The organism is Mycolicibacterium sp. XJ879 (assembly GCF_053483935.1).
This window is the reverse complement of record NZ_JBEFTH010000018.1, coordinates 49,978-72,712: the sequence shown is the minus strand read 5'-3', so window position 1 is coordinate 72,712 and position 22,735 is coordinate 49,978. Positions and strand designations below refer to the sequence as shown.

22 protein-coding genes and 1 pseudogene are annotated in these 22,735 nt (G+C 66.0%); 10 read left to right on the top strand and 13 right to left on the bottom strand.

Annotated elements, in window-relative coordinates; all coding sequences use genetic code 11:
• The 7 genes from ABQF13_RS24410 to ABQF13_RS24380 all read left to right on the top strand — a co-directional run.
• On the top strand, positions 1-532 hold a 532-nt coding region (locus ABQF13_RS24410), incomplete at its 5' end, for an amidohydrolase family protein (protein WP_448395380.1).
• 104 nt (positions 533-636) lie between these two features.
• Entirely contained in the window at positions 637-1,803 is a 1,167-nt protein-coding gene (locus ABQF13_RS24405; protein WP_448395387.1) for an acyl-CoA dehydrogenase family protein, read from the top strand.
• 15 nt (positions 1,804-1,818) lie between these two features.
• A complete protein-coding gene (locus ABQF13_RS24400) occupies positions 1,819-2,577 on the top strand; it encodes an SDR family NAD(P)-dependent oxidoreductase (protein WP_448395379.1) in 759 nt (252 codons plus the stop codon).
• The gene (locus ABQF13_RS24395; protein WP_448395378.1) at positions 2,577-3,791 is read left to right on the top strand and encodes a CaiB/BaiF CoA transferase family protein; all 1,215 of its coding nucleotides are present in this window, start codon (positions 2,577-2,579) and stop codon (positions 3,789-3,791) included. The genes ABQF13_RS24400 and ABQF13_RS24395 overlap by 1 nt, the downstream gene beginning before the upstream one ends.
• Positions 3,788-4,591, top strand: a complete 804-nt coding sequence (locus ABQF13_RS24390; RefSeq protein ID WP_448395377.1) for an enoyl-CoA hydratase/isomerase family protein — start codon at positions 3,788-3,790, stop codon at positions 4,589-4,591. Before ABQF13_RS24395 ends, ABQF13_RS24390 begins: the two co-directional genes overlap by 4 nt.
• A gap of 4 nt (positions 4,592-4,595) precedes the next feature.
• Positions 4,596-5,741 carry a thiolase family protein gene (locus ABQF13_RS24385; RefSeq protein WP_448395376.1) on the top strand — a complete coding sequence of 382 codons (1,146 nt, stop codon included), beginning with the start codon at positions 4,596-4,598 and terminating at the stop codon, positions 5,739-5,741.
• Positions 5,742-5,780: 39 nt separating this feature from the next.
• Positions 5,781-6,929, top strand: a complete 1,149-nt coding sequence (locus tag ABQF13_RS24380; RefSeq protein WP_448395375.1) for an acyl-CoA dehydrogenase family protein — start codon at positions 5,781-5,783, stop codon at positions 6,927-6,929.
• A gap of 60 nt (positions 6,930-6,989) precedes the next feature.
• Here ABQF13_RS24380 and ABQF13_RS24375 read toward each other — a convergent pair whose 3' ends face one another.
• From ABQF13_RS24375 to ABQF13_RS24365, 3 genes are all read right to left on the bottom strand, one after another.
• Positions 6,990-7,910, bottom strand: coding sequence for a TIGR03619 family F420-dependent LLM class oxidoreductase (locus ABQF13_RS24375; protein WP_448395374.1), 921 nt, complete (start codon positions 7,908-7,910; stop codon positions 6,990-6,992).
• 17 nt (positions 7,911-7,927) lie between these two features.
• Positions 7,928-8,767, bottom strand: coding sequence for a mycofactocin-coupled SDR family oxidoreductase (locus ABQF13_RS24370; protein ID WP_448395373.1), 840 nt, complete (start codon positions 8,765-8,767; stop codon positions 7,928-7,930).
• Between the two features lie 175 nt (positions 8,768-8,942).
• On the bottom strand, positions 8,943-9,548 hold the full coding sequence (locus tag ABQF13_RS24365; protein WP_448395372.1) for a TetR/AcrR family transcriptional regulator: 606 nt from the start codon (positions 9,546-9,548) through the stop codon (positions 8,943-8,945).
• A 118-nt stretch (positions 9,549-9,666) separates the two neighbouring features.
• On the opposite strand from ABQF13_RS24365, the gene ABQF13_RS24360 reads away from it, so the two are divergent.
• The 3 genes from ABQF13_RS24360 (at position 9,667) to ABQF13_RS24350 (ending at position 12,172) form a co-directional block, all read left to right on the top strand.
• A complete protein-coding gene (locus ABQF13_RS24360; protein WP_448395371.1) occupies positions 9,667-10,989 on the top strand; it encodes a cytochrome P450 in 1,323 nt (440 codons plus the stop codon).
• Positions 10,990-11,057: 68 nt separating this feature from the next.
• Positions 11,058-11,675, top strand: a complete 618-nt coding sequence (locus tag ABQF13_RS24355) for a TetR/AcrR family transcriptional regulator (RefSeq protein ID WP_448395370.1) — start codon at positions 11,058-11,060, stop codon at positions 11,673-11,675.
• The gene (locus tag ABQF13_RS24350) at positions 11,672-12,172 is read left to right on the top strand and encodes a hypothetical protein (RefSeq protein ID WP_448395369.1); all 501 of its coding nucleotides are present in this window, start codon (positions 11,672-11,674) and stop codon (positions 12,170-12,172) included. Before ABQF13_RS24355 ends, ABQF13_RS24350 begins: the two co-directional genes overlap by 4 nt.
• Before the next feature lie 31 nt (positions 12,173-12,203).
• Here the strand turns inward: ABQF13_RS24350 and ABQF13_RS24345 are convergent, their stop codons facing one another.
• From ABQF13_RS24345 to ABQF13_RS24300, 10 genes and pseudogenes are all read right to left on the bottom strand, one after another.
• Entirely contained in the window at positions 12,204-13,163 is a 960-nt protein-coding gene (locus tag ABQF13_RS24345) for an NADPH:quinone oxidoreductase family protein (RefSeq protein WP_448395386.1), read from the bottom strand.
• Complete coding sequence (locus ABQF13_RS24340) at positions 13,163-14,155, bottom strand: phosphotransferase family protein (protein ID WP_448395385.1); 993 nt, start codon at positions 14,153-14,155, stop codon at positions 13,163-13,165. Before ABQF13_RS24340 ends, ABQF13_RS24345 begins: the two co-directional genes overlap by 1 nt.
• Before the next feature lie 32 nt (positions 14,156-14,187).
• Complete coding sequence (locus ABQF13_RS24335) at positions 14,188-15,501, bottom strand: acyl-CoA dehydrogenase family protein (protein WP_448395368.1); 1,314 nt, start codon at positions 15,499-15,501, stop codon at positions 14,188-14,190.
• Between the two features lie 36 nt (positions 15,502-15,537).
• A complete protein-coding gene (locus tag ABQF13_RS24330) occupies positions 15,538-16,194 on the bottom strand; it encodes a TetR/AcrR family transcriptional regulator (RefSeq protein WP_448395367.1) in 657 nt (218 codons plus the stop codon).
• A gap of 66 nt (positions 16,195-16,260) precedes the next feature.
• Complete coding sequence (locus ABQF13_RS24325) at positions 16,261-17,220, bottom strand: TIGR03564 family F420-dependent LLM class oxidoreductase (RefSeq protein ID WP_448395366.1); 960 nt, start codon at positions 17,218-17,220, stop codon at positions 16,261-16,263.
• Between the two features lie 9 nt (positions 17,221-17,229).
• Positions 17,230-17,976 (bottom strand): hypothetical protein, encoded by a 747-nt coding sequence (locus tag ABQF13_RS24320; protein WP_448395365.1) that lies wholly within the window; start codon positions 17,974-17,976, stop codon positions 17,230-17,232.
• A pseudogene (locus ABQF13_RS24315) lies at positions 17,973-18,898 on the bottom strand (NAD-dependent epimerase/dehydratase family protein). The gene ABQF13_RS24320 and the pseudogene ABQF13_RS24315 overlap by 4 nt, the downstream one beginning before the upstream one ends.
• A 31-nt stretch (positions 18,899-18,929) precedes the next feature.
• Positions 18,930-20,714: a nitric oxide reductase activation protein NorD gene (locus ABQF13_RS24310; RefSeq protein ID WP_448395364.1), complete on the bottom strand. Its 1,785-nt coding sequence runs from the start codon at positions 20,712-20,714 to the stop codon at positions 18,930-18,932.
• On the bottom strand, positions 20,711-21,532 hold the full coding sequence (locus tag ABQF13_RS24305) for a CbbQ/NirQ/NorQ/GpvN family protein (RefSeq protein ID WP_448395363.1): 822 nt from the start codon (positions 21,530-21,532) through the stop codon (positions 20,711-20,713). Before ABQF13_RS24305 ends, ABQF13_RS24310 begins: the two co-directional genes overlap by 4 nt.
• Before the next feature lies 1 nt (position 21,533).
• Positions 21,534-22,700: a spirocyclase AveC family protein gene (locus tag ABQF13_RS24300; protein ID WP_448395362.1), complete on the bottom strand. Its 1,167-nt coding sequence runs from the start codon at positions 22,698-22,700 to the stop codon at positions 21,534-21,536.
• Between the last annotated feature and the right edge of the window lie 35 nt (positions 22,701-22,735).

Here is a 22,735-nt window from a genome sequence, read left to right as displayed (position 1 = left end):
ATACCCGAGCCTAAAGATCGCGCTGTCTGAGGGTGGGACCGGCTGGATTCCGTATTTCTTGGAGCGGGTGGATCGCACCTATGAGATGCACTCGACCTGGACGGGCCAGGATTTCAAGGGCAAACTCCCCTCGGAGGTGTTCCGGGAGCATTTCTTGACCTGTTTCATCGCCGATCCGGTCGGGGTGACGACCCGCCATCAGATCGGTGTGGACAACATCTGCTGGGAAGCCGACTACCCGCACTCCGATTCGATGTGGCCCGGCGCGCCCGAACAGCTCGACGAGGTCCTCACCGCCAACAACGTCCCCGACGACGAAATCAACAAGATGACCTATGAAAACGCCATGCGCTGGTACAACTGGGACCCCTTCACCCACATACCCAAAGACCAGGCCACCGTCGGCGCTTTGAGGAAGGCCGCTGAGGGTCATGATGTCAGCATCCAAGCCCTCTCCAAGAAGGACAAGACCGGTGCGTCGTTCTCGGATTTCGCCGCGAGCGCCAAGCAGGTGAGCGGCAACACGGACTGAGCAGGTACTGGCTGACGGTGTCGCCGGTGCGAAACGTACCTTGATCGCACCGGCGCACTGCGCTGTGCCGACCATGACTTGAAGGAGTAGCGGTGTCGAACGGAATGAGTTTCGAGCTGACCGAGGATCAGGAACTGATCCGCAAGTCCGTCGCCGAACTGGCGGGCAAGTTCGACGATCACTACTGGATGCAGAAGGACCTGGATCACGAGTTCCCACAGGAGTTCTACGACGCCATCGCCAAGGGCGGCTGGCTCGGCATGACCATCCCCGAGGAGTACGGCGGGCACGGCCTGGGCATCACCGAGGCCACCCTGCTCCTCGAGGAGGTGGCCCGCTCCGGCGCTGCGATGAACGGCGCCAGCGCCATCCACCTGTCGATCTTCGGGATGCAGCCCGTCGTCAAGCACGGTTCCGACGAACTGAAGGCCGCGACGCTGCCCCGAATCGCCAACGGCGACTTGCACGTCTGCTTCGGCGTCACCGAACCGGGCGCCGGACTGGACACCTCGCGCATCACCACGTTCGCCAAGCGCGAAGGTGACCACTACCGCGTCAACGGTCGGAAAGTCTGGATCTCCAAGGCATTGGAGTCCGAAAAGATCCTGCTGTTGACCCGCACCACTCCGTACGACGAGGTCACCAAGAAGACCGACGGCATGACGCTGTTTCTGGCCGACCTTGACCGCGACCACGTCGACATCCGCCCGATCAGCAAGATGGGCCGAAACGCGGTCAGCTCCAACGAAGTGTTCATCGACGACCTCATCGTTCCGGTCGAGCACCGGGTTGGTGAGGAGGGTAAGGGTTTCAAATACATCCTCGACGGGCTGAACCCCGAACGGATGCTGATCGCCGCCGAGGCGCTCGGGATCGGGCGGGTGGCGCTGGAGAAGGCGGTGAAGTACGGCAACGAGCGGGTCGTGTTCAACCGGCCGATCGGCATGAACCAGGGGCTGCAGTTCCCGCTGGCCGATTCGCTGGCTCGACTCGACGCGGCCGAGTTGGTGCTGCGCAAGGCGACGTGGCTGTACGACAACGGCAAACCGTGTGGGCGCGAAGCCAATACCGCTAAGTACCTGTGCGCTGACGCCGGGTTCGGCGCCGCCGACCGTGCCCTGCAGCTGCACGGTGGGATGGGCTATTCCGAGGAGTACAACGTGTCGCGGTACTTCCGCGAGTCACGGTTGATGAAGATCGCGCCGGTCAGCCAGGAGATGATCCTGAACTTCCTCGGCGAGCATGTACTGCGACTTCCCCGTAGTTATTAAAAGAGAGCGCTATTGATGCCAAGCTATTTCGATCTCACCGGGCGATCGGCACTGGTGACCGGCGCCGCGGGCGGAATCGGTGCAGCCGTCGCGACGGCACTCGCCGACGCGGGCGCGGCGGTGCTGGTCACCGACGTCGACAAGGATGCGGCAGCTGCGGTCGCGGAACGCATTTCGGCCGCCGGCGGCAGGGCAGAGTCGGCCGGCCTGGATGTCTCGGACCGGGAAGCCGCCGACGCGGCTGCGGCTCAGGCTGCGGCGCTGACCGGCGACGCGCTGCACATCGTCATCAACAACGCGGGTGTCACCCAACCGGCGATGTTCGCAAAGACCAGCCAGGAGTCGTTCCGGCTGCTCTTCGACATCCATGTGATGGGTGCGTTCAACGTGACCCAGGCGGCGCTGGCGCACATCCCGACCGACGGCAAGGGACGCATCGTCAACGTCACATCGGCTGCCGGTCTGACCGGCACCCTGGGCCAGGTCAACTACTCGGCGGCCAAGGCGGGCATCATCGGATTCACCAAATCCCTTGCCCGCGAACTAGCAACGAAATCCATCACGGTGAACGCGCTGGCCCCGCTCGCGGCGACCCCGATGACCGAAACCATCCGCACCAACGAGAAGTTCGCGGCCAACATGATGAACCGCATCCCGATGAAGCGGTGGGCCGAACCCGCCGAGGTGGCCGGCGCATTCGTGTTCATGGCGTCCGACGCGGCGTCCTACATCACCGGACAGGTGCTGCCGGTCGACGGCGGAATGGTGATGTAGTGACCTCCCAACCGCAGGCACCGCTGTCCGGCATCACGGTCGTGACGCTCGAACAGGCGGTATCGGCTCCGATGTGCACCAGGACGCTCGCCGACTTCGGCGCTCGCGTCATCAAGGTGGAGAACCCCAAGGGCGGTGACTTCGCGCGGCACTACGACGACGTGGTGAACGGCCTTGCCGCACACTTCGTCTGGTGCAACCGCAACAAGGAGTCGGTGACCGTCGACCTGAAAACCACTGAGGGCCTGGACATCCTGCATCGACTGCTCGACAACGCCGATGTGCTGGTATCCAATCTGGCCCCGGGCTCCACCGGGCGACTCGGCATCACCCCCGCAGAGATGGAAGCGCGCCATCCGAACGTCATCGCAGTGGAGATCGACGGATACGGCCCTGGCGGGCCGCTGTCGCACAAGCGGGCCTACGACCTGCTGATCCAAGCCGAATCCGGGACGTGTGCGGTCACCGGTCAGGCTGGCGCCCCGGCCAAACCCGGGCCGCCGGTTGCCGACGTCTCCACGGGACTGCACGCGGCGATGTCGATCATGGCCCTGCTGTATTCGCGGGATACCGGCCGACGAGCAGGTGGCGGCAACGTCGCGGTCAGCCTGTTCGACACCATGATGGACGTGATGGGTTACCAGCTCACCTACACCCAGCACTCCGGTGTCGATCAGGTGCCGCTGGGCATGGGCTCACCGGCGGTGGCACCCTACGGGGCGTACGCCACAGCCGACAATCAGACGGTGGTGCTGGGCACCACCAACGACCGCGAATGGCAGCGCTTTGCCCGGGAGATTCTGCAGCGCACCGATTTAGCCGACGACGAGCGCTTCGCGACCAACGCCGACCGGGTGGCCAACCGGGCCGTGCTCGACGAAGCCATCGCGGACTGGTGCGGGCAGCGCGACCTCGCCGACGTGCAGAAGATCGCAGACGCGGCAGGGATCGGGAACTCGCGCTACAACACCCCCAGCGAGGTGGTGGCGCATCCGCAGTTGAGTGCACGCAACCGGTGGCGCGACGTCGACACACCGGCGGGCCCGATCCAGGCGCTGCTGCCGCCGGCCGTCGTCGCCGGATTCGAACAACCGATGGGCGCGGTCCCCGGGCTGGGCCAGCACACCGACGACGTGCTCGCCGAACTGGGAATCGACGACGAGGAGATCGCGGTGCTGCGCAAGCGCGGTGTGATCGGACCGGCCTACCGGTGACGTCCCGCGACGCCGAGCCCGTGCTGCGCTCGACCGACACCGACGGCGTTCGCACGTTGACGTTGAACAGGCCGGCGCGTAAGAACGCGATCAACCCGCACCTGTGGGAAGAACTGGCCGATGCGCTGCGCGCGGCCGCACGCGACACGGACCTTCGGGCGTTGGTCATCACCGGGGCCGGAGGTGCCTTCTGCTCGGGTGCCGACATCTCCACCGCGGAAGACATCCACCCCAGACACAAGCTGCGCCGGCTCACCGAAGTCGCGCTCGCACTGCACGAACTGACCGTGCCCACCATCGCGAAGGTGACAGGAGTCGCCGTCGGCGCCGGCTGGAACCTGGCCCTGGGCTGCGACCTCGTGGTCGCCACGCCCGAGTCGACGTTCTGCCAGGTCTTCGCCAAACGGGGCCTGTCGGTCGACCTCGGCGGTTCGTGGCTGCTGCCCAAACTGGTCGGCCTGCAGCAGGCCAAACGGTTGGTGCTGCTTGCCGACACGATCGACGCCGAGGAGGCGCGGTCGTTGGGCCTGGTGACCTGGGTCAAGCCCGCCGAGGAGATCGACGCGTTTGTCGCCGAACTGGCGGGCCGGCTGGCTGCGGGACCGCCGGTCGCGCTGGCGCAGAGCAAGGCGCTGCTCAACGACGGCGCCAATGTGACGCTGCGCGAGGCGTTGGCCAACGAGGCCCGCGCGCAGCCGGGTAACTTCGCCACCGAAGATTCAACAGAGGCGTACGCGGCGTTCGCCGCCAAGCGGACGGCAACGTTCACCGGCGGGTGGGCAGTGCCAAGATCGGAGTGACAAAATGCGTGAGACCGTAATCGTCGAGGCGGTTCGCACCCCCGTCGGCAAGCGCAACGGCGGACTGTCGGAGATACACGCGGCGGACCTGTCCGCGATCGTGCTCAACGCGCTGGTGGAGCGCGCCGGTATCGACCCCGACATCATCGACGACGTGGTGTGGGGTTGCGTCTCGCAGGTGGGCGACCAGTCCAGCAACATCGGCCGCTACTCGGTACTGGCCGCCGGATGGCCGGAGCGGATTCCGGGCACCACGGTCAACCGCGCCTGCGGGTCCAGCCAGCAGGCGCTGGACTTCGCGGTGCACGCGGTGATGTCGGGCCAGCAGGACGTGGTGGTCGCGGGTGGCGTCGAGGTGATGAGCCGGGTGCCGCTGGGCGCGGCGCGGGCCACGGGCACACCGTACGGACCGAAAGTCCTTGACCGCTATAAGGGTTTCGCCTTCAACCAAGGCATCTCAGCCGAGCTGATCGCGCAGAAGTGGGGGTTTTCGCGGACCCGCCTCGACGAGTATTCGGTGCGCTCACATGAACTGGCCGCCGCCGCACAGGACAACGGTGCGTTCGAGGCCCAGATCATGCCGGTGTTCACCGGAGGCGAGCCCGTGGTCGCCGACGAGGGTGTGCGGCGCGGCAGTACCGTCGAGAAGCTCGCCGGGCTCAAGCCGGCGTTTCAGGACGACGGCGTCATCCACGCGGGCAACTCGTCGCAGATTTCCGACGGCGCGGCGGCGCTGCTGGTGATGACCGCCGAGAACGCGATCACGCTGGGGCTGAGGCCTATCGCGCGCTACCGGGCCGGAGCGGTCACCGGTGCCGACCCGGTCCTGATGCTCACCGGCCCGATCCCGGCCACCGAGCAGGTGCTGCACAAGGCCGGCGTCGCTCTGCACGAGGTCGGCGTGTTCGAGGTGAACGAGGCGTTTGCCCCGGTGCCGTTGGCCTGGCTCGCCGAGACCGGCGCCGACCAAGACAAGCTCAACCCGCTGGGCGGGGCCATCGCCCTCGGTCATCCGCTGGGCGCCTCGGGTGCGGTGCTGATGACCCGCATGCTCAACCACATGCGCGACAACGGGATTCGCTACGGGTTGCAGACCATGTGTGAAGGCGGCGGCACCGCCAACGCCACGTTGGTAGAACTCATCGCATAGCGATGTCGGCAGAACTCATCGCTGAGGAAGGACGCCCCCGTGCGTAGAGACCTGTTCACCGAGGACCACGAGGCATTCCGAGAACTTGCGCGCGACTTCGTCGAAAAGGAAGTGGTGCCGCACTATCCGGAGTGGGAGAAGGGCGGCCGGATGCCGCGCGAGGTCTTCAAGCAGATGGGGGCGCTGGGCATGCTCGGGATGGCGATCCCCGAGGAGTACGGCGGCGGTGGTGCCCCCGACTACCGCTACAACGTGGTGTTGCAGGAGGAGGCGGCCCGCGCGCTGGTCACCCTGTCGACGGTACGCACCCAGTTGGAGGTGATCCTGCCGTACTTCTTGCACTACGCGAACGACGAGCAGCGCGGGCGGTGGTTTCCCGGTCTGGCCTCCGGTGAGTTGCTGACGGCCGTCGCGATGACCGAACCGGGCACCGGGTCGGACCTTGCCGGGATGCGCACCTCCGCGGTGCGCGACGGCGACGACTGGATCCTCAACGGGGCCAAGACGTTCATCACCGGCGGCATGCAGGCTGACCTGGTGATCGTGGTGGCGCGGACCTCCACCGACCCTGACAACCGGCGCAAGGGCTTGACGCTGTTCGTCGTCGAGGACGGCATGGCCGGGTTCACCCGCGGCCGGGAACTGGAGAAGATGGGCTGCAAGGTCCAAGACACCGCGGAGTTGTCGTTCGTCGACGTGCGGGTGCCTGCGGCCAACGTGCTGGGGGAGCTGGACGAGGCGTTCGGCTACCTCGGCCACAACCTGCCCCAGGAGCGGCTGACCGTCGCGGTCGGATCGGTGTGTCAGGCGCGCTCGGCGATCGCCGCGGCCATCGACTACACCAAGGACCGCAAGGCGTTCGGTACTCCCGTGGCCTCCTTTCAGAACACCAAGTTCGAGCTGGCTGCGTGCTCGACGGAGGTCGAAGCCGCCCAGGCGATGCTGGACCGCGCGGTGGCGCTGCACGTCGACGGTGAACTGTCCGGCGCCGACGCGGCGCGGGTGAAGCTGTTCTGCACCGAGATGCAGGCCCGCGTGGTGGACCGGTGCCTGCAGCTGTTCGGCGGCTACGGCTACATGATGGAGTACCCGATCGCGCGGCTGTACACCGATGCGCGGGTCGCCCGCATCTACGCGGGCACCAGCGAGGTGATGAAGGTGATCATCGCCAAATCGCTTGGGTTGTAGGGTGTGCGATTTCGGCGCGCTGATGGCCGCTCACGGGCCGTTTGCGCGCCGAAATCGCCGTTACGGCAGTTGGGGTTTGACCTCTTCGATGATCCACTGCGCGTAGTCGAGGTACTCGTCGACACCGCTGACGGGCGGCAGCGGAACCGCGCTGACCGTCACCCCCTGTTCGGCGAGGTAACCCATCCGGTCCACGATCTCCGCTGCGCTCATGCCGGGGCGGGCGTTTGGGTCGTCCCGGGCCGTATGGCCCTCACCGACGCGGTTGGTGCCAAGGCCGTGCACCACGTCGAAGGGCCGGCCGTCGTAGCCGTCTTGGGATTTGAGGAAGTCGACCCGCTCGGCGATCTGCTCGGGCGGGGTCAAAAAAGACCACCAGCCCGACGCGTACTTCGCCGCGCGACGCATCGCCGCGTCGGCGTCACCACCGATCCAGATGGGCAGGTGGGGCTTCTGAAGCGGTTTGGGTTCGAACGCGACGCCGTCGAACGAGACGTAGCGGCCGTTGAAGCTCGGCGCATCGCTGGTCCACAGTTCGATGATCGCGGCGAGGTACTCGTCGGCGATGCGGCCGCGCTCGCGGAACGGCACACCCAACAACTCGAATTCGCGCTCGAGCCAACCGACCCCGAACGTCACCATCATCCTGCCGCTGCTCATCCAGTCCGCGGTGGCCAGCGCCTTGGCGAGCACGATCGGATGCTGCAACGGCAACACGGTGATACAGGAGTTGAGCTGAATACGCTCGGTCGCCCCGGCGAGATAGGCCTGCGCCACGGTGGACTGCAGATAGTGCGGCCCCGACAACGGCACGTGCTCGTTGGGGATCACGAAATGCTCTGGCACCGCGATCATGTCGTAGCCCCACTCGTCGGCGCACCTGGCCATTCGAGTTTGGTCGGCGCCGGTCACCGACGCTTCCCACGGCTGCATCATCGCCGGAAGCCGCAGCATGTGAGGCAGGTTGAAGACGAGCTTCACGGTCAGATCTTCCTGCGCTACTTGAGCATGCTGCCGGCGTCGACCGTAACGGGAAGCCCGGTGATGTAGCGGGATTCTTCGGAAGCCAGAAACAGCACCGCGTTGCTCACATCGCTGGGTTCGACCCAGCCGACGGGCAGTACGTGCATGAACTGCGCCGCGACAGCCAGGTCGTCGACGCCGGGGTTCTCCAGGTCGGGGCGGAACAGCTTCATCGTTCCCTCGTTCATGAACAGCGGGGTGTTTACGTTGGTGGGGCAGACCGCGTTCACCCGGATCGAGTGCTGGCCGAGTTCGACGGCGAAGGTGCGCATCAGGCCGATGACGCCGTGCTTGGCGGCGATGTAGTGGCCGGTGTGCGGATACGGTTTGAGGCCGCCGACCGAGCTCGTCAGGATGATGGAGCCGCCGCGGCCACCGGAAAGAATGTGGGGGACAGCGGCTTTGACACTCTTCCAGACGCCGGAGAGGTTGACGTCGATCATGTCGTGCCAGTCGTCTTCGCTGGTCTTGTCGAGCGTTTGGCCGCCGTTTCCGATCCCGGCGTTGGCGACGACGATGTCGAGTCGGCCCAGTTGCTCTGCGCCACTGTCCACCACCGCCTTCAACGTATCGTAGTCGCGGACGTCAACCTCGGCGGTGATGACGCGGCGGTTCAGGTTCTTGACCAGATCGGCGGTCTCGGCGAGGTCATCGGGTGTGGCCGAGGGTATGTCGCTGTTGCTGCTGAGCTGCTTGCACACGTCGACGGCGATGATGTCGGCGCCTTCCTCGGCCAGGCGGATCGCGTGGCTACGGCCCTGTCCGCGCGCCGCTCCGGTGATGAACGCAACCTTGCCCTCGACGCGCCCGCTCATGTGCCCTCCTCGATTCCGCTCCCGAAGGCAACGCCCGGGCGCGCATTGATTAGTTCAGAACCTTGTCGATCGATCAGGAAGCCTGTCATCGATCGGCTGCCGTTGTCAACCGATTGTCCTCCGCCTTCGGCTGCCCGGGTGTCGGGCGCAGCGCGCCGGTCCGGGGTGCGGACCGCTAGCCGCGGCGTGTCAACTTCGTCGCGGGCAGGGTCGACGCCAGAAAATCGAGCTGACGTTCCATGAACGCGCGCAGTTCGTCGTGACCCAGGTTGACCCCGACGGCACTCTCGTTGCACAGGCTGCGCGCGGTTTGCGCGATCAGCATGGAGATCGCGATCGGCGGGTACTCGTCGAGGTCGACGCCCCTTGCCCTCAGGGCGACCGCCACAGCCGCCGTCTCGATATCGCGCACCCGCTCGGCATAGGCCTTGAGCTCTTTACGAATCACTTTGCGGTGGTTGGCCATCGCCATGAACTCGGTGTTCAGTCCGGTAAGCCGAAGGTCGCTGTTCATCGACCACAGCGTGCGGAGCGGATCGGAGTCGGTGAGCGCGGCGCGCATCCGTTGCAGCGACGCCTCCGCGCCGGCGCGCAGGACTTCGACGTAGAGGTCGTCCATCGTCGGGAAGTAGTAGTAGACCAGCGCTTGTTTGACGCCGGCCCCGGCCGCGACGCGGCGTGACGTGGCGGCGGCGTAGCCCTCGTCACGCATGATCTGCGCGGTCGCCTCGATCAGCCGTTGTCGGGCCCCGACATCGGCAGCCTTGGTTCTACTTGGCATTTCGCAAACCCCTGTCGATCGATCTGCTTGACCGCCCGTCATGCCCCGTGGTACGCATAGCGCACTCTAACAGTTTTGTCGATCGACCAAATACGGTGGGCGCCGAAAGGACCGGTCCGTGACAGATTTCGCATCCGTCGACTACTTCTCCGACCAGGCGATAAGTCAGGATCCCTACGACTACTGGGATTACCTGCGCGAGCAGGGTCCGGTGTTTCGGGAACCGAACTACGGTGTGGTCGCCGTAACGGGCTATCAGGAAGTGCTCGCGGCGTTCAAGGACCACGACTCCTTTTCGGCCGTCAACGCGATCGGCGGCCCGTTTCCGCCGTTACCGTTCGAACCGCACGGCGATGACATCACCGAGCAGATCGAGGCGCATCGCCATCTGTTCCCGATCCATGAGCATCTGGTCGTCATGGATCCACCTGCTCATACGCGTGCCCGGTCGTTGCTGACCAAGCTGCTTACGCCAAAGCGACTGAAGGAGAACGAGGACTTCATGTGGCGGCTGGTCGACAGCCAGCTCGACCAGTTCATCGCGAACGGACGATGCGAGTTCCTCGCTGAGTACGCGAAGCCGTTCGCCACCTCGGCGATCATCGACCTGCTCGGCGTGCCCGAGGAGGACCGGCCCGAGTTCCTTGCCGCGCTCGGCGTCGAGGAGCGCTACGGCAGCCGCGTGGGTGCGCTCGACGGCGCGCCGGTGGGGCGCGATCCCCTGCAGTATCTGGACGACAAGTTCGCCGGCTATCTCGCCGACCGTCGTCGCGAACCTCGCGACGACGTACTGTCGGCCATGGCGACCACCGTCTACCCCGACGGTTCGACGCCGGAGCTGATCGAGGTGGTCAAACCGGCTACCTTCCTGTTTGCGGCCGGTCAGGAGACGGTCACCAAACTGCTCAGCGCGGCCGTGCAAACGCTAGGGGACCGGCCGGAGTACCAGCAGATCCTGCGGGAGGATCCCAAACGCATCCCGACGTTCATCGAAGAGGCGCTGCGGATGCACGCCCCGACGAAGGTCGACTTCCGCCTGGTCCGCAAGACCACCACGCTCGGCGATGTGCACCTTCCGGCAGGCACGATCGTCATGCTGTGCCTGGGTGCGGCCAACCGCGATCCCGGTAAGTTCGACGACCCACACGAGTTTCGGCTGGACCGCAAGAACGTGCGCGAGCACCTCTCGTTCGGCCGCGGCATTCACTCCTGCGCCGGTGCGCCGCTGGCGCGCGTCGAGGGCCAGATCACGGTCCGTCGGCTCCTCGACCGCATGGACGACCTGCGCATCGACGAGACGTTCCACGGGCCTGCGGGCAGTCGGCGCTACGCCTACGACCCGACCTTTCTGCTGCGCGGCTTGACCGAGCTGCACATCGAGTTCACCCCGAAAGCTGGCCTGACCAGCGCTGTGACGGCCGTCCAAACCTTTTTCGGCTGAGACCCTTGTCACAACCGGCAAACCTACCTACTGTGTGTTCACTAGGTTGGTTGACCCGAGGGGTTTGCGTGACACCGGAGTCAGGCTCGAGGCCGTACGAGACGCTGCTCGCCAAGGGTGAGGACCGTCGCCACCGGATCCTTTCCGTGGCCGAGCGGCTGCTGGCGCGCAACGGTTGGCGCAACACCTCGCTGGCGCAGATCGCCAAGGAGGCGGGCGTCACGCCGGCCGGCCTGCTGCACCACTTCGAGTCCAAGGAGCAGCTGCTCAACGCCGTGCTCGACGCGCGTGACGCCGACGACGCCATCCACGCCGACTACCGCTCGGGCGACCTCGTCAGCGAACTCAGCCGCGTGCCAGAGCGGTTCGAGCGGGCGCCCGAACTCATCGGCACCTTCACGGTGCTGCTGGTGGAGAACATCGCTGCCGATGCGCCGCTGCACGACCGTTTGCACAAGCGCTACCACGACGCGATCGCCATCATCACCGAGATCATCACGCGCGGTCAGCGCGACGGGATCTACCGCACAGATTTCGAAGCGGCCAACAAGGCCGTGGAAATTCTCGCCTTCATCAACGGAATGGAGATCTCATGGCTGCTCGATCGGTCAATACCGCTGAGCGAGGTATTCAAGGAGTACGCGGAGTCGTTGGCCCGCGATCTCGCACCCAGGGGCACGGAATGAGGTACCGGCTCGACGTCGTCGCTCCGACCGTGCTCGACGCGGTGAAGTTTGCAGGAGGCTGGGTCTATGACCGGGTGATGGCCGGTTGGGATGTCACCGTCCTGATCGCCAAGCCCGGCGACGTCCGACCGCTCGAGATTCTCGGTGCCGAGACACTCGATCTGGAATCGGTGCTCAATGCTTGGGAAGACCGGCCCCATCCGCAGACCGTCGCCGTCGCAGCAGATCTCTTCGACAGTGACCCGCGGGTGCTGGTCCATGTCCGTAACGCGCTCGACCAGAGCGCTACCGAAGTGACCGTGTGGGGCGAGCGCCTGCCCGCCGAACTGGACAGTAGCGTCGACTCCGTGCAGCACCGGTTGAGCGCGGCGGCAAGGGCTTTCAAGGCCAAGGCGCTGTCGGCCGCCGACGAGGCGGGCGCCGCCGTCGGCCATACCGAGACCTTCCGCAGCGGGATGATGGCCTCCGTTGCGGCGGACTTGATCCCAGCCAGCTGAAGCTATTTCTCTGCTCTGCGGATGGTGGGGCCTAACTGAAATCGATGAGCACCTTGCCGATGGCGCGGCCGTCGGCGACATGGCGCAACGCCTGCACGGTTTGCGCCAACGGGTACACGGCGCCGATGTGGGGGCGGACGCGCCCGCTGACCAGAAGCTCGCGCAGTTCGGTTTCATTGCGGTCGAATTCGTCGGCAGGCACGTCCTGGAAGTGAAACCCGAGCACGTGTACGCCCTTGACCAACACCAGGTTCAGCGGGATCCGCGGGATGACGCCCGAGGCGTACCCGACGGTGACGAACCGGCCGCCGCGGCGCAGCGACCGCAGGGCCGGTTCGGCGAGCGCACCGCCGACCGGGTCCACGACGGCGTGGGCTCCGTCGGGCACGCCGCTGCGCAACGCATCGCGAAGCCCCGCTGCGCGGTGGTTGACGACATTGGTTGCGCCGTAAGCGCGGGCTGCGGCGAGCTTCTCGTCTGAGGAGGCCACCGCGGTGACCGAGGCGCCAAGAAGCACACCGAGTTGTACCGCGGCCAGCCCGACGCCGCCGCCTGCGCCGAGGATGACGACGTCGTCGCCCGGCTGCACCCGCGCCATCGACCGCAACGTGTGGTACGCGGTGCGGTACGCCACCCCGAATGCGGCTGCGGTGCGGTCGTCGACGCCATCGGGGGTAATGGACACGTTGGCGGCGGGTACGGCGACTTCTTCGGCGAACGCACCGTACATGCCTGTGCCGGTGACCCTGTCGCCGACACGGTAACGGTCTGCACCGCTGTCGACGACGACGCCGGCGAACTCGCTGCCGGGCACGAACGGCGGGGGCACGCTGACCTGATATTCGTTGGCGATCAACAACACATCGGGGTAGTTGACCGCCGCGGCGGTGACGCGGACCCTGACCTGGCCGGGATCCACCGAAGGTGTCGGCCGCTCTTCGATGCGGACGACTTCAGGTGCCCCATAGCCGGGGCAGACGGCGGCCCGGATCACCGGTAATCGGTGGATTCGGCGAGATCGGCCGCCGAGCGCATCAAATCGATGATGATCGGCCCGTAGGCAAGCAGCTTCTCGTCGTTGCCGGCGCGCTGGAAACCCTGCTCCAACACGATGGCCAGCTTCCATTTGGCTAGCACCAGGTAGTAGTCGAGGTCGTCGACCTGGCGACCGGACAGCTTCGCGTAGTGCTCGACAACCTCTGTACGAGAGGGCATGTGGCGCATGTCGACGTAGCTCATCTCGGAATCCGATGGCGCGTCGGTGTTCTCCGGCCAGCTCTGCACCATCCACGCCAAATCGAGTTTGGGATCGCCGACCGTGCCCATCTCCCAGTCCACGATTGCGGCCAGTTGCGCAGGTGCGCCGTGGCGGTACATCACGTTGGCGAACTGGTAGTCGCCGTGCATCAGACCGGGCAGGTAATCGAGCGGCCGACGCCTGCGCAGCCATTCGGTCGCGACCTCGATGCCGTCGATGTCACGGCCCTTGATCCGCTCGAAAAATGCTGTCCACCGGTCGACTTGACGTTCGTGAAAGCCGTCCGGACGCCCCAGGTCGGTCAACCCCTTGGCCTTCCAGTCGACCTTGGACAGCAGCGCGATACCTTCGGCGAGCTGATAGGCCAGACCGGCGCGCGCCTCGGGATCGCTGTGAAACGGCTCCGGCCAGCGCCGGTCGGCCAACTCCATCGGAGACCAGCCGTCGACGTAGCCCATCAGGTAGAACGGCCGGCCCAGCACCGTGGCGTCGGTGCACACCCCGACCGCCTTGGTGTGCGGTACCTCCGTGCCGTCGAGTGCCTCGATGATCCGCCACTCGCGCAGGATGCCCTTGTCGCGGTCCGGCGGAGCGCCGGGAGGCGGCATGCGAAGCACGCAGCGTTCGTCGCCGCGGCGAATCTCGTAGATCACGTTCTGGGTGCCGCCGGAGAGCAGGCGGGTCTGCAGCGGTTCACCCTTGCCGGGCAGCGCCGCGCCGTCCATCCACTGCGCAAGGCGCGCAACGTCTACGTCGCTCACAGGTTGCCCACCTCATGCTCTATGGTGGCCTCCAGGTATCTGGCGTACTTCGCCCGTGCGGCTTCGCGCTTGCCTGGTAGCCATTCCGACGGCCACATGTCCTCGGTGGGTTGATAGTCACGCAGTACTTGCTTGGCCACGGTGGCCTTGTGCACCTCGGTGGGTCCGTCGGCCAGCCCCATGACGGCGGCACCGGTGACCATGCCCATGAACGGCATCTCGTTGGTGACGCCGAGCGCGCCGTGCACTTGCATTGCCCGCCAGGCGATGTCATGCAGCACCGAAGGCATCACGACCTTGACCGCGGCGATGTTCTTGCGGACCTTCTTGTAGTCGTTGTACTTGTCGATCTCCCACGCGGTGTAGAGGACCATCAGCCGGAACTGCAGCAGCTGGGCATAGGAGTCGGCGATATAGCCCTGCACGAACTGCTTGTCCGAAAGGCGGCTGCCCTGGGTCTCACGGCTCAGCGCGCGCTCACACATCATGTCGAGCGCCTTACGGGCCAGCCCGATGGTCCGCATCGCGTGGTGGATACGGCCACCGCCCAACCGCGTCTGCGCAATGACGAAGGCCTGGCCCTCGCCGCCGAGCAGGGCATCGGCGGGCACCCGCACGTTGTCGTAGTGGATGAGCGCGTGGGACCCCTCGCCCTCGGGTTCGCCGTAGAGACCGACGTTACGGACGATGTTGACGCCGGGGGCGTCGGTCGGCACGAGGAACATCGACATGCCCTGGTAGGCGCTGACGTCGGGGTTTGTCACCACCATGACGATCAGGAACGACGCCGTCTTGGCGTTGGAGGAGAAGAACTTCTGACCGTTGATGACCCAGTCGTCACCGTCTCGTACGGCACTGGTCTTGAACAGGGTCGGATCTGCGCCGGCGTGCGGTTCGGTCATCGAATAGCAGGAGAACAGTTCGCCGTCGAGCAGTGGACGCAGGTAGCGCTGTTTCTGCGGCTCTGTGCCGTAGTGCGCGAGGATCTCGGCGTTGCCGGTGTCGGGTGCCTGACAGCCGAAGATGATCGGCGCCCACTGTGAACGACCGAGAATCTCGTTCAACAGCGCGAGCTTGAGCTGTCCGTAACCCTGTCCGCCGAGTTCACCGCCGAGGTGGGTGGCCCACAGCCCGCGTCGGCGCACCTCGTCTTTGAGCGGCTCGATCACCTTGCGCCGGTTGGCATCCAACGGCATGTACTGCTGATCGGGAAAGACCAGATCCAGCGGCTCGACCTCCTCGCGGACGAACTCATCCGCCCAATCCAGCACCTTCTGGTATTCGGGATCCGTCTCGAAATCCCATGCCATGGCGGTCTCCCTTCGATTTCCGGTGAACGACTTTCGTCATCGGTTGGCTGTGGTGTTGAACCCGGTGATGAGCGCGGCGATATCGTTGGTGACGATGTCGGCGAACGACGCGTCACCGAAAGTGCCTCCGGCCCAGTGCCGAACCCCTTCGCTGACATGCATTCTCGCGAGATGTGACAGGTGGGCGACGTCGATGGCCGCGGCGATCTTTCCGTCTTGCTGTGCCTTGGTGAACAACTCGCCGAACATATCGGCGTCGCTGTCGTCTGTGCGCTCCCCGGTCAGGATGCGGTGTTGTTGGCGGTAGCCCTCCAGGATCGTTTCGACGATCAGCTCACGCGGGTTGCGCGCCATCGAGCGTTCCAGGCTGCGCAGCGCCTCGCCGATCACCGACTCGACGTCGTAGTCGGTGCGCAGCAGCGACCGCACGGTCTGCTGCGCGGCCCGAGTGGACAGCAGGCCGACCTCGAAGAGGATGTCTTCCTTGGCCGGGAAGTAGAAGTAGAACAGCGCCCTGGACACGCCGGCGGCTCGACAGATGTCGGCCACCGTGGTCTTCGCATAACCGTTGGTGCGCCACAGCGCCATCGCGGCCTGCACCAGCGCTCGCTTGGTCTCGTGAGACCGTGCGCGCTGAAACGACGCCCGACGTTGACTACCGTCAGCAGCGGCAGCGGACGTAGTTTTTGGCACATCGGCAGTGTAACCGCTGGTTTCAGCGTTGCAAATAGTTGACGTCTGTCTAACTATCGCTCGGGCCTAGGCGAACTCCGCGGCCAGCGACGCGACGAATTCCTGGGTGCGGCGACGGGATGCCTGGCGTTGCGGAGCGGTCTCGCCGAGCGGCACCACCCTGGCGGCCAGGTCGGTGACCCCCGCATCGCGGTAGCGGCGTAGCCGCGCCAGGACCGTGGCTTCGTCGCCGGCCGCCATGGTGTCCCCGACGTCGTCGGCGTCGCCGTGCTCAAGCAGCCGGACATAGTTGGGGGAGAAGTCGGCATGGCCGAGGACCTCGCTGGCGTAGGCCCGGGCCTCGTCGACATCTCGCTCGGGGCACAGCGCGACGGGTACGCCGGCGACGACGCGAACTCCGCTGCGCCCGGCGGCCGCCGCCGCCTCGGTGATGCGCGGGACGACGTAGTCGCCGATGGCCCGTTCGTCGGCCATCCACAGGATCGTCCCGCCGGTGCGCTCTCCCGCGGTGCGCAGCATCGCCGGGCCGAGCGCGGCCACCAGCAGCGGTACCGCGAACGCGTCGGTGACGTCGAGGGGACTTTTGACCTGGAAACTGTCGTTGGTCACGGCGACCTCGCCGGGTCCGGCGAAGGCCGCCTGCAACACGTCGAGGTAGTCGCGCACCAGCCCCGCCGGCCGCTCGTAGGTGAGCCCGAGTTGATCGGCGATGATCCAGTGATGTGACGGGCCGATACCGAGCGTGAAGCGTCCCGCGCACGCCACCTGGGTGGTCAGTGCCTGCTGCGCCATGATGAGCGGGTGGCGGGTCTGGATGGGCACCACAGCGGTGCCGATCTCGATCCGTTCGGTGACTGTGCCGAGAAGCGCGACGGCCGTCAGCGCGTCGAGGTAGCCGGGCACCTGCGGGATCCAGAACGATGCGAAACCGTCGCTCTCCGCTGTCTCTCCGTCATCGAGCAGGCCGCTCAACCGGTCGGCGCGGGACCTCTCCTTATCCGAGCCGATCATCAAGCCGATTCTCATGTCCACTCCCTACGGCAGATAGCGGTCCCATTCGTACGGCACGACCGGGTGAAACGGTGCCGCCAACAGTGGTTCGATATCGCCGTCGCGCCAGCGCTGCTCCAGCGCCGGACGCATCCGTTCAGCGACTCGTACCGGATCCTCGTCAAGAAAGCAATATGAAATCGCCTGGCCTGCAGGGGCGTTGGCTAAATCCGTGCTGACCGAATGCGAGGCGGCCGACCAGACACCGGCCACACCGTCGAGGTCGACCAATCCGGCCGCTGTCGGCGCGTTCGTTTCGATCAGCACATACACGCCGCGGACCGGCCACCACGGCAGCACGTCGGCGCCTACCTTGACGCGCGGCGCAGCCACTTTGGCGCACACGGTGTAGACGCCGCGCTGTACCGGTGGTAACAACGGCAGCTTGCGATCAGCGTCACCCAGCGCTGTGGACAGTTCGTTGAAACCCTTCAGGCCGGCCCGGTGGGTGAAGAAGTAGGTCATCACGTGGTCGATGGCGTCGAACCGGTCGTTGGTCCAAGCGCGGGCGGCCCGGCAGGCCGGTGTCGACACCAGTCGCAGCGACGCGCGCACCGCCGACAGGCGGTGCTGTTCGGGCCGGTGGTCCAACGTGTGCCAGCGCAGGTACTCAGCGTCTGCCCCGTCGGGATGGCGCCGGGCCTTCGACACGAACAGGGTGGTGACGTCACCGCGTCCGGCGGTGAGCACACCGTCGACTTGGTCTGACGGAATACCGGGCAATGGTTTCACAAGCGTTCTTCCAAATCTTCGGTAACTAGCGCGATTTCGGGATGTCGGGCCGCGATCATCCGGCGAAACCCGTCACGCCACGGAACCTTCGTCCGCCCGAGTATCTCGTGCATGCGGGTGACGTCGGGCCACAGCGGCGGGTGGGCGTCGGGGCTGTAGGTGAAGGTCGGCTCGACGCCGACCAGCGTGCCCAGGTAGGCGCAGTATTCCTCGGCGCTGACCGTCTCGCTGCCGGCCCAGTTCACCACCACCGGCGGCGTGTCCGCGACTTCCATGGCCCTGATGCCGAGTTCGACGTAGTCGTCCTCGTAGATCGGGTTGTAGTTGTTGGGTTTGTCGGGGTGGAGTCGAATTGGCTGGCCCGCCAGTATGGTCTCGAGGCGGTCCGCAGGCGCACCGCCTTCGGGTCCGTAAGTCGAACAGATGCGGATGATCGTCAGCGGAATCCGGTGCTGTGTGGCGATCCAGGTGCACACGGCTTCGGCGGCGACCTTCGAAAAACTGTAGTTGGAGCGCGACGGCACACCCGGCGGATCCGATTCGGTCAAGGGACGCCGGCCCTGATAGCCGTAGATCGACCCCGTCGAACAGAACACGAAACCCTTTGCCCGACGACACCGATACAACAGGTCGCCGGTGTGCTGTGCGTTGGTGTTCAGGCAGGTGGCCCAATCGCCGGTGCCGTCGTCGACAGCAGCGTGAAATACGTAGGTGAAATCGTCGGGCAGCGAGGAGAAGTCACCGGTGCTCATATCCAGCGCAACCGGCGTGTGACGCCTGCGTCGGCCAATCGGCTGCGGTCGGCCGGATCGCGCAACCGTGCCGCTCCAAACACCTGGTTGTAGTGGGCGAGTGCCCGCGCGATGGGGAAGGCGGTCTTCCCTGTCGCGCCGGTGATGAGGACCTTCTCGCCGGAGAGCATCCCTTAGTCATAGCGCACCGCGGCTCAAATGTTAACTACTTGATACGTTGCCGGTGCGCAGTTCACGTCCGATGCCGACGTGGGTGCTGCGCTGGGCGGGCCGTGGGGCGGCGAGTTCGCGCAGCGCCGACAGGAACAAATCGTCCATCCGTGGGCTCAGATCGTTCAGCCGGGCGGCGCGAGCGTGGCTCGCCGAGCCGAAGACCCTTTCAAGCGCCTCGGCCCCGGTGGTGGTGCTGAGCGAAAGGCACAGACACGCAACACCATCCAAGCGCAGCTCTTCGAGCGACTTGTGCGCGTCGGCTTCGGCGTAGCGGCCCTCGTAACCCGGGTCGTAAGGGTATCCGTCAGACAGGACGAGCAACAGCCGGTTCGGGGTGCCCGACTCGGCTTTGAGTATTTCGCCCGCGCCCCGGATCGCCGCGCCGAGGCGGGTGTAGTTCGATGGTTGCAGTTGGTTCAGTCGGGCGCGGCTGAGCGCGTTGAAACGCTGATCGAAGGTCTTGATGGCGGGCAGATGCACGGCGCGGCGGCCCTCGGATCGGAAGCCGTACACCGCGACGCGGTCGCCGAGGTCTTCGAGCGTGGCGGCCAGGGTGGCTGCGGCACGCCGCTGGTGGTCGTGGACGGCGAGACCCTGCGGATCGGCGTCGGTGGCTGATCCCGACGCGTCGACGAGGATCAGCACCCCGAGGTTGCGGGCGACCTTGCGGCGTTCGACGTAGACGTGTTCGGGCGGTGAATAGCCGCACCGCAGATCGATGGACAGATCGACGAGCGCCTCGATGTCGAGCTCATCGCCGTCAGCGCGGCGCCGCAACACTTTCGGTCCTAGACCGATCCGGGACAGCCGACGACGGAGCACGTCGTCGGCTGCGACGCCGGCGCCGGACACGTCGGCGCGCGTGGTCAGCGGATACTCGATGACGCGGCACCATTCGGGCCGGTAGCGGCTCTTGTAGACGTCCCACTCCGGGTGCAGTGCCCCGCCGACGCCGACGGCCGCACCCGGATTGCCGTCGTCACTGAAATGGATCCGGCGGGGCAGCGGCCGGGCCTGCCGGCTGGCCGAGCGGGCTTGCCGGACGGAGCCGACGGGTACCTTGCCGCCGCCCGAACTGCTGGAGGACGACCGCGCGCTGCCGAGCAGTTTACGCAGGAACTCACCGACCGCTTCGGAGTTGAACAACGGGTTGTCGAAAAGCTTGAGAATCTTGCTTTCCTCGCCCTGCTCGTCGTCCTCGCCCGAATCGTCTTCGGGTTGGGCAGCTTTGATCGAGTCGATCTTCAAGCGCAGGTCATCGTCGGTGCCCGGCTCACCGGGGCGCGCAGAAGGTTTGGATAATCGGGCGGGTTTGATGACACCGAACCACTCCGGTGGACTGCCTATTCTGGCTCGGCCCCTCGCCATTTCAAGCGACTCTGCGGCTGAGGTCGTGCTCGGGGGTCCGCTGATATCGAAGGTGGCCGCAATGGGCAGGCGGCACGCCAGCTCGGCGAGTGCCCGGCGCCCTTCGATCGCCAGGTAGCGACGCGCAAGTGACGGCCGGCCCCGTAACGACCGGACCAGGTCGGCATCGAGGCTGCCCGCACCGAGCAGTGCGCCCTGGAACACCACTTCGCGGCGTTGCTCGGCGGCAGAGCGGCCCGCCGAGACGAAGATGGTCTGCCCGTCGGTGTATGCGGGCTGACCGGCCGGCGCCTCGGCGAGGTCGAGTGATCGACTGGCGGCGAACGCGGCGAGAAGCCGAAAGCGTTCGGGCCCTGTCGGGGCGAGCGAAGCGACGGGATATGACCCCCGATCGGGTGAGGTCACGTCCGCGGTAGCACGGCGTCGACCAGCTCGCCGAGCGCGCGGATGAGATCGCGGTCGTCGGAGAGCGCCTCGACGATGGCCGCCTGGACGGCCCGGCGCAGGCTGAGGCCTTCGGCGACGAGCTCGCCGGTGAGGATCAGCATGCGCGTCGACGATACTTCGCCCAGCGGTGAGCCGTCGATGTTGCGGATCGCGTTGCCGACCGACACCAGGATCCGTGCGGTGTTGGAGTCGATACCGGCTTCGTGCGCAACGATCTCGGTTTCCACTTCCGGTGGCGGGAAGTCGAGTTCGATGGCGATGAACCGCTGTCGCGTCGACTCCTTGATGTTCTTCAACACGCTCTGGTAGCCGGGGTTGTAGGAGATCACGAGTTGAAACCCGGGTTCGGCCGACAACGTCGTGCCGAGCCGGTCGACTGGGAGCTCGCGGCGGTGGTCGGCCAGCGGATGGATGACCACGGTGGTGTCTTGCCGCGCCTCGACGATCTCGTCCAGGTAGCAGATGGCGCCCGTGCGCACCGCGCGGGTCAGCGGGCCGTCCACCCATACTGTTTCGCCTCCCTTGAGCAGAAAGCGGCCCACCAAATCCGCCGACGTCATGTCTTCGTGGCCCGCGACCGTGATGAGGTCGCGGCCGAGTTCGTGGGCCATCGCCTCGACGAAGCGGGTCTTACCGCAGCCGGTCGGGCCTTTCAGCAGCACCGGCAGCCCGCGCCGGGCGGCGGCGCAGAAAACCTCGGCCTCGTCGCCGACCGGACGGTAAAACGGTGCCGCCGTGCGGCGTTCGACCGTCGCGGAATGATTGTTGGTCGACACGTCATTCGCTCCGTTCGTGCGGCACGACCGCCGGCATCTCCACACCTTCTGGCAGCACGAACTCACCGTCGGTGTTGATGTAGCCGGAGTGCCTGGTGGGGATCGGCAGGTTGGGGTCGGGGCACGGTCGGTCGGTGCCGTCGCCGCACAGGCCCGAGGTGAAGTACGAGCGCTTCTGCACGTCTTCTGGCCACGGGTCGGCATGGGTTGCCATGAACTGCGCGGGAATGATGTAGAAGACGAAGAACGATGCGCTGATCGCGGCGAAGATCGCCAGGAATCGGACCAGTTGTTGGGTCGCGAAACCGCCTCGGACGTTGTCCAATCCGCGCTCGACGACCGTGCGACCGCGGTCGTCGGTGAAGAAGCGCAGGCAGCACAGCGCGGCCTGCACACCGCCCCACATGAATCCCTCGTAGATCGGCCACTGGTAGTAGGTGCCCGCGTTGATCGACAGCGACTGGATGGCGCCCGGGAAGGTGTACATGCCCAGTGGCATCAACACCAGGCCTTCCATGACGAAGTCGAAGAAGAACGCCCACACCGCCGCGACGGCGATCAGTCCCCTGGTACCGATGTTCGGCCAGCGTTGCTGAGCTTTGCGCATGACCCAGCAGCCGAAGATCGTGCACAGCAGGACACCGAAAGCGTAGCCGGAGACGTTGATGCCCAACGGTTCTGCGACTTGCGCGCCGGGCCGTTCGGGCGACAGCCAGCCCGGGACGTGCGGCGCCCACGAGCCCATGTTGAAGGCCCAGGCGTTGTAAGTGCACCAGGTGTTGATGTAGTTGAGCAGCGGGTCCTGGAAGAAGAACAGCCCGGTGGACACCATGATCATGCCGTCGAGGGTGATGCGGCGTTCGCGCCGCCACGGCCGGATGATGAACCACCAGATCGCGACCGGGAAGAGCGCCGGCGAACCGATCTGCCACATCATCAGGGCGACCTTCATGAAGGTCGGCGGGTCTGTCGGACCGGGGTCGACAGGCGTGAAGTAGGGGCCGGTGATCCAGCGGATCCACACGTAGATCTGGAAGACGAGGATCAGTCCGCCGAGGGTGGCCCAGATCTTGACGCGCTTGGAGGGCCGCGCCGCCGGCTCCTCGAGTCGACCGACCGTGCTCAGTGACTCGGTGGCGGGGGACTTCTTGTCTGACAGTTCGCTCACGACGCCTCCTCGGCGCGCCTCGGCAGCGCGACTCG